Below are 8816 nucleotides of genomic sequence, written 5' to 3' on the forward strand. Positions count from 1 at the left end.
TAATGTAGCTTAGTATGCTAAAGATAACCATAAAATATAAGTTTAAACTATTACGCTAGAAATATACTTTGACTCCCCAAGTCTGAGTGTGTTTTGTAAAACCTACTTAATCTATGCTACCACAAAAAACACGGCATCTAGTGTATGCCTTGCTTTTGATGGCCCTGATCGTTACGTTCAGTGTATCAAAGGCCAATTCAGTAGTTTTCGAGTTTGTAGCTGACGTATCTTCCGCCGTTAATAATATCAACGCTACGGAGAATGTGACGGTCAGTAAAGCGGAAAATGTGCTGTCTATAAATAAGTCAGTTGATCTTTCGGAAGTGTCTACGAATAGGGTCGTGGCAAGTTCCATGATGTTCAGCACCATTATCAATGGGGCCAACGAAGAGGTAAATTGTACTAATGACGGTAGTACCTTGGCCAAATTCTTTCTCTGCGGAACCGGAGATGATAGAACCATTTCGGTATCAGGGAGTGGTACGGTAACCTGGCAAAAACAATCGTCCAGTTGCCCCCTGGTGGGTACAGATACCTGTCCGGTGAAGGACAATAGTTGTTATGGGCCAGAGGTAACTGGCTCAACTTATTTTCTAGATGCCAGTGACCCGGACGTTGCCGGTGAATACCGCGTAAGGGTTGGATCTGGAGCCTTTTATTATTTTAGGGTTTCATCAAATCCATTAAATCCACAACTCAGCACCCAGGATATAGTTTGTGGCAATCCCGGAAGGGTTGAGGTCACCAATGTTCCTGCAGGATATGAGTACAGTCTAAATTCGGATACCGGTCCTTATCAAGATGACCCGTTTTTTGATATTTCTACCCCCGGCAATTATCAGGTCTTTACCCGATTAAAAAATGCCTCTCCCAGTGCCTGCGTTTTTCCATCCCAAACCGTGACCATCAGTGAAGTGGACATGACGGTAGATGTCTCTATGGTAGATATCACTTGTAGTGGGGACAAGGGGAGCATAAGTATAACGATTTCCGGGGTGCCGGGATTTTATAGTTATAGGTTAATAAGAAATGGTGTAACAATGAACACCTTTGGTCCTAATGGATCCAATACCCACACTTTTAACAATTTGGGAACAGGTACCTATTCGGTTTCTGTCCAGGCCGGCAGTAGCTGTACCCAAACCATTAGTACTATAGATGGCAATCCAATTACTATTGGTGCCGGTTTGGTGCCTGTAGACGCAACGGCCTTTGCTACAGATAGTTTTGGTTGTGGGGCCACAGCTGTAGATATCACAATTGATGCAAGTGGTGGTACCGGCCCTTATGAGTACAGTGTTAATGGAGGCGCCTTTACAGGTAGTTTTGGTAGTTCCACGGTACATACGGTAAGCAGTCCTGGGACCTACGATATTGTGGTTAGGGATACCAACGGTTGTACCAAAAATGCTGCTGTGGATGTGGAAAACATTCCACCGCCGGTATATAGCGTATCATCTGAGGATGCCAATTGTGGCGGGTCCAATAATGGAAGTATCACAGTGGATGTAAGCAATAGCAATGGCTATAATTTAGAATATAGTATTGATAATGGAGGTTCTTTTCAAAATAGTAATGTTTTTTCAAATTTAGCCCCAGGCAATTATAATGTAGTGATCAGGTATCAGCAAGACACTTTCTCCTGTACTACTATTGCCGTTAGCGAATCTATTGGAACCCCCTCTACCATTTTGGGGAATGCAAATGCTACTCAAACACCAAGTTGTTTGGATGAAAATGGTGGTGAGATTACCTTTTCTGGTGTCAGCGGAGGTGTAGGTCCTTATGAATATAGTATTGGATCTGGATTTATCTTGAACAATACCGTATTTACCGGATTGTCTGCAGGAACCTATTCCCCCCAAATACGGGATGCCAATGGTTGTGTAGAGACTTTGCCTGCTATTGAATTTAATCCGTTGAATAAGCCTACCGATATCGACTTTACGGTATCCAGCATAGATTGTGCCACGGGTACGGCTTCGGTTACCCTAGCTGTCACAGGAGGGAATACCATTAATAGTTATGAAATAATAGCCCCTAGCACGGTGAGCAATGGGGCGGTGGATACATTTACTGGACTTGGTTTGGGTAGCTACACTTTTAGGGTTACAGATAACTCCGGTTGTAGTTATACCGAGAGTTTTGCTATTACTGATATCAGTTCTATAGGGGTTGCCAGCCAATTGATTACCAATGTAAGCTGTGTTGGGGACAATAACGGTCAAGGCAGGTTTATCGTAGATGGATTTAACGGCACTTATAGCTATCAAATAGATTCCGATCCAGTTGTAACCGGGCAAAGTTCCAGTATTGTATCATTAAGTGGACTAACGGCTGGGACCTATACTATAACAGTCACGGATGAGGATACCAATTGTGTTGATACTGCAACCTTGACCATAGCAGAACCTTCAACACCCTTGGTTCTAGGGCCAATCTGGACCGATATGAGTTGTCAGAACAACAACCGGGGGGCAGTTAACGGTAATGCCAGCGGTGGATGGGGCGGTTATAGATATACCCTTACCAGACCCAATGGAAGTACTGTGGGACCTAGGAGCAATCCTAACTTCACGGGCTTAACCGATGATTCGGGGCCTTATACGATTACGGTGGTAGACGGAGGTGGTTGTACCACTTCCGCCAGCTATACCTTCACGGCTCTAACGGCACCTTCTTTGGTCTTGGATACTGCAGCTTCCGATTTTTGTTTTGATAGTGCGGATGCTACTACCATGGTGGTCGATGCCAGTGGTGGAGATGGAAGTTATGAATATCGAATAGATAACGGCCCTTGGGTAGCAGGTGGATCCAGTGCTAGTTTTGGCGGACTAAGTCCTGGAAACCACACGGTAACAGTTAGGGATGGTAATAATTGTACCGACTCAGTAGTTAGGAATATAAAGGCACAGACCACGACCACGGTAAGTATACAAAAGGAACTTACCTGTAGCTTGGTAGCAGGTGCGGGCGACGCCGATATTCGGGTGAATATAGGCAACGGCAACCCTCCTTATGGCTCTTATGAAGTAGATTACAACGGTGGCGGCTATGGTGTTTCCACGCCCATAACAGGTAGTAGTTTTGTTTATACTACCCCATCACCCGGTACCTATCAATTCCGGATAACCGACGGAGAAGGCTGTGTAGTAGAAACCAATGTGGTGACTATTGATCCCACCGAGGTTATTGCAGCAACAGCAAATGTAACAGATCCGCGGTGTGACGACCCCAATACGGGGGTAGTGGAGTTGGTACCCGATACTTCGGTAGGAGTACCCCCATATCAGTATAGTGTTGACGGATCTGCAGGTTCTTACACTGATTTAGGTGTATTCGGTAACCTTTCCCCAGGAAATTATACTTATTGGGTAAGGGATAGTAGGGGGTGTTCCATAGACGTATCCTTTACAGTAGGAGTACCTACTCCGGGAGTAGACGCCACGGTGGTGCCCAATGATGCCGCTTGTGCAGCAGGTGTTGTAAGAGGGAGCATTGATGTTAGCGGTAATACCAACGGTGTTGCTCCGTATACCTATACCTTAATGGATGTTAGCGGAAACGTGGTAGGTTCAGTTGTAAATACAGCCAGCACTACCCATAGTTTTACCAATTTACCAGAAGGGGAATACACGGTAATTACAACTGATGCATCCGGTTGTGAAGATAGGGATGCGGTTACTTTGGGCCATACAGGTGTAAATATTACACCGGTGCCGCCCGCATTACCAGCAAGCTGCGACCCTGCTACAGATGGGTTTACCTATACGGTTAATGTTGCAGGTGGTTCCGGATCATATGAAATTAGATTAGTAGGTGAAGCCAGCTTTTATGCATTGGTACCAGGGCCAAATTCCCATACCTTTAGTTATGCCGCAAACGGCATAATTTACGGAGTGGCCTATACAGTTGAGGTATTAGATACGGTAACGGGGTGTATTTATGAACAGGAAATACCGCCTGTAAGTGGTCCGACCCCTTCTTTTATGGCAACCGCATCGGGGACTTCAGCTTCCTGTGATGTTGCTGGAAACGGAATATTCAATTATGAAGTTCAGGATTATTCTGGTACCGAATTGGAAATTTCGGTAATTAATGTAACCACCGGAGCGGTTATTTCCGCTGCTACAACTATTACAGTTCCACCTTATGTTCCAGGAACTCCTTATACAGGACAGATTACCAACTTGCCTCCCGGTAACTACCGCGTGTTGGTAGAAGATGTAGCTAACGGTTGTACTACCAGTGCCGAGGCCATTATTGTGCAAGATATCCCAAGTGTAAGTATAGATAGCAACACCAACGCCAATTGTATAGATCCAAACGGACATTTAATTGTACGGGGTGTTGGAGGAACAGGACCTTATCAATTCTCCGTGGTACCTACCGCAGCACCAGAAGGAGCTTATTCGGCAACTACTGACTATGATCTAGCTCCAGGGGATTACGATGTTTATGTACAGGATGCTAGTGGTTGTAGTTCTTCCACTACTGTGACCATTTTAGAGGACCCAGGAGTAGCGGTGCCTACAATTAATGTTACCAATCAATGTTTTATGGTAACTTCTTATAATGTAGAGGTTACCTCCCCACTTAACAGCGGGCCATCACCGGAGACTACTTTTCAATATGACATGGGAAGTGGATTTCAGGATAGCCCCTTGTTCACAGTTCCCAATCCAGGTACTTATACCATGACGGTAAGGGATGGGAATGGCTGTACGGCTACCAATACCTTTGAGGTATTCGATTTCTTTTCAATTACCGCTAGCGCAACGGTAGAGCCTTCCTGTAACAATGCCGATGGCACCATAACGGTAGTGACTTCAGGGGGTAGCGGTGATTTTGATTATGTGTTGGATGATGGTGCTGGATTTGTAGTGAGTCAAACGGATGATCCAGTGTTTACAACCTTGCCCCCTGGCAATTATACCATAACCGTTACGGATAGAAGCTCCAATACAACACCCTTATGTCAGGACACGGCAGTAGTTGAGATTATTAGTGTAGATCAGCCGGTTATTGACACTATAACAGAAGAAAATATTTCCTGTTTTGGAAGTGCTGATGGTAGCATTTCGGTGGATTTGGTAGCGGCTACTGCCACGGACGGACCTTTTGTTTATAATTTATACGATAGTTCCAATACCTTGGTGGTGAGTCAGGCCGATGCTATTTTTGATGATTTGGTAGCGGATGCCTATGAAGTTGAGGTAGTAAGTAGTAGAGGATGTACATCAGCTCGAGTACCAGCAAGTATTCTGGAACCTTCAGCGCTAGTGGGAGCAGCAACAGCAGCTCCTTTTAGTTGTAACCCTTCAAGCAATACTTTTAATAGTACTACTATAACGGCATATGCTGATACCAATGGCGATGGTACCGGCACCTTAACGGGTACAGGACCATATACATATAGTATTAATGATGGTACGCCTATTTTTGATGGCACCAATTTTCAAAGCAGCAATACCTTTGAGATAATAGATAACGGTAGTCCACAGACTATCATAGTAACTATTAGGGATAATAATGGTTGCGAAATTACGGACACGGTCAATTTGTCCCCTCCGTCCGGTCTTACCTTTAATTTCAATGAACTGAGCCCAATTACCTGTGATGCCTCCGGGTCTGGTGTAATGGCCAGTACTGTTGAGGTAATTATAGACCAAGGCCCAGGAAACTATGGAGTGGAAATATTGCCATTGGGTTCCCAGCCAGAACGCCTAACCGCTGGTTCGGATAGGGTCGTTTGGGATCTGGATACCCCTGGGGATTATATATTTGCGGTAAGGGATATTGACAACGGAGGTTGTTTGTATGTAACCCCGACCTATAACGTACCCGATTATAATTTGATTGAAGCTGTTATCAATGAGGTGAAACCTGTGACCTGTTTTAATGGGTCTGATGGAGAGATAAGTATAGCTGTCAACAATTATATAGGGATTTATAATTATGAGGTTTTCTCGCGTGATGCGGCGGGTGTGGAAACAAGCACAGGAGTTAGCGGAAGTTTTGATACCAGTAACCCCATAGCTACACCGGAAATTATTACAGGGGTGCCGGCCGGTAACCTGATAGTGCATATAGAAGCGGTAGACAGTCCGTTTTGTGATACTGTTAGTAATACCACAACTGTACATGGACCGGACAGACCTTTGGACCCTACACCGGCACAAACTGCCGATGTAACCTGTTTTGTTCCAGGTAGGGGAGAGATTACGGTTTCCGGTGATGGAGGCTGGGGAGGCTATGAATATCAGTTGGAAATGGAGACCGCCCCTGGACTGTTTATTACAACAGCAGCCTATTCTACGAACAATGTGTTTAGTGATTTGTTAAGTGGTACGTATAGGGTAGGTATCAGGGACTCAGGAGGATGCGAAGTGCTGGAAGATTTTACAATTAGTCCGCCAGTTCCCATTGCTGCCGATATTAGAATTGTACAGCCATTGCTTTGCCCTGGATCCAATGACGGTATTATTGAAGCTTATAACGTAACGGGAGGACAGGATATAGACGGAGATGGAGAGGAATATCTGTTCCAATTGAACAGATTGGATACCTCAGGTAATATTCTGAATACTAGTGGTCTTCAGGAATCGCCTGTATTCCCAAATCTACCAACAGGAAGCTATACCATAGTAGTTTATGATGGATGGGGATGTAGTTTTACCACCCTGCCTATTTTTATTCAGGACCCGTTACCTGTAGATGCAGATTTATTGGAAACCCTTGCCCCTGGTTGTGGAGATGAAGGCCGTATGGAACTTACTATCATCAATCCCATTGCGGGAATGGAATATTTTTATAGAAGAACAGGAACTTCAGATCCATTTGTCTCTTTTGGTGGGGTAGGAATTGTTACAGTAGAAATTATTATACCAGATGTAAATTTGAACCCTGGACCCTATCAGTTTGATGTACAAAACGGGAATGGATGTCCTTCCCAAAAATCGAATGAGATAAATTTGGATCCTGCATTGCCCTTGGCCATAGCTTTGGATTTAGTGGATGCCAATATTAAATGTGCAGGCCAGCCAACAGGAATTGTCAGGTCCGAAGCATTTGGGGGTGTAGGGAATTATATCTATACCTTGGTAAACAATGTATTGGACAGTGGTGTGCCCGGTGTGCCAAGAGTTCCCTTAGCGGCAGATATAGTAAGGGGACCACAAAATTCGGGTATTTTTAGGGATTTGCCACCGGGATCATATTATGTCTATGCTACAAGTCAGGGTTGTGTGGCCATTTCGGAAGAAATACTGATTACCCCAAAGGATCCACTTGTATTGGATAGGATAGAAGCTATACCAGTAAGTTGTAACGGAGATGTGGATGGTCAAGTAATAATAGAAGCCAGCGGAGGTACCGGGAAGATCCGTTTTTCCATATCCGATACCTTAAGCGAATTCTTTGAAGGTGAAGATCCGTTAAATCCAAATTCTTTTACCTTCACCGATTTGCCTCCAGGAACCTATGAGATTATTGTGCAGGACGAATTAGGCTGTAATATTTTACAGGAAGTCACCATTAGGGAGCCTGAAGAATTGGTAGTGTCCAATATTGTTGGTAGTCCAGAAACCTGTATCAATGCCAGCGATGGGTCTGCTCAAATTACCATGATGGGCGGCACCCCTTTTGTTGACGTCTTAAGTGGGGTTGAATATTACGAAACCAAGCTCATTGGACCTGATTCGGTAGGGGATGAGGTTTATGTTAGGAATGACTCATTATTTTTTGATAACCTATTGGGAGGTGAAACCTATGTAGTATTTATACGCGATTCCATGGGCTGTGAAACCTATGAGATGCTCCCAATCATGATGGGAGTCGACCTAAGTGCAGAAGCCCTTGTTGAATACGGTTGTGAGGGAATCTTTCCCAATAGTACAGTAAGTGTTCAAATGCAGGATTCCAGTGTATTGCCTAGGTTGTTGTTTTCTTTGGATGTTGATGATATTAGCCTGGCCAATACGCAGACCGTTTATGGGGATTTGAGTGCCGGCGATCATACTATCTATATTTATCATGAGAATGGTTGTGCCACCTTTGTAGAGTTCACACTGGAAGCTTACGAGCCCTTGACCCTATCGGCAGTAAAAACTGGGCCAAATCAAATTACCGCTACAGCCACTGGAGGTTTTGGAGGATATGAATATTTCTTTCAAGGAGATTCCTATGGTAGTGATAATATTTATATATCCAATCAGGATGCCAATGTTTCCATTAGGGTGGTAGATCGTAATGGTTGTGTTGCAACCATGGCAATACCTTTCGAATTTACAGGTATGTTGGATGTTCCCAACTTTTTCACCCCCAATGGGGATAATATGAATGATGAATGGTATCCTGGGAACAGGGACTATTTTCCTAATTTAGAAGTAAAGATATATGATCGTTATGGTAGGGTAGTGGCTATTTTGGATCAGGTTTCCGGTTGGGATGGTACTTATGAGGGCAAGGCAGTGCCTTCAGGGGATTACTGGTATGAAGTAAATGCCAATGACGAGGATAAACAACAATTTATGGGGCATTTTACCCTTTATAGATAGTAAAGCAGTCAATTGCATTTTTCCATGAAAAGGACACTTCTACAATAAGTGTCCTTTTTTATGGATTATATCTTTTTATTTTGAAGGTTTATTCTATATTTGCAGTCCCAAAAAATAATTTTCGTGTTGAAAAACTATTTTTTGGATTGACATATTGAGACGTGAAATTGTTATCTCGTTCAGAAGCTGTAATTTTGGAGCGACGAATAAAGAATAGAGGAGCAAAACGTTTTATAGATGACCACTTCGGGGTGCACC

Annotated in this window: 1 protein-coding gene; it reads left to right on the forward strand. The window is 43.9% G+C overall.

Annotated features, from left to right (window positions below; genetic code table 11):
- Positions 1-113: 113 nt before the first annotated feature.
- Positions 114-8558 carry a T9SS type B sorting domain-containing protein gene (locus EHW67_RS12410; RefSeq protein WP_126162717.1) on the forward strand — a complete coding sequence of 2815 codons (8445 nt, stop codon included), beginning with the start codon at positions 114-116 and terminating at the stop codon, positions 8556-8558.
- Positions 8559-8816 lie beyond the last annotated feature (258 nt).

Source organism: Arenibacter aquaticus, from assembly GCF_003957295.1.
Classification (GTDB): Bacteria; Bacteroidota; Bacteroidia; order Flavobacteriales; family Flavobacteriaceae; genus Arenibacter; species Arenibacter aquaticus.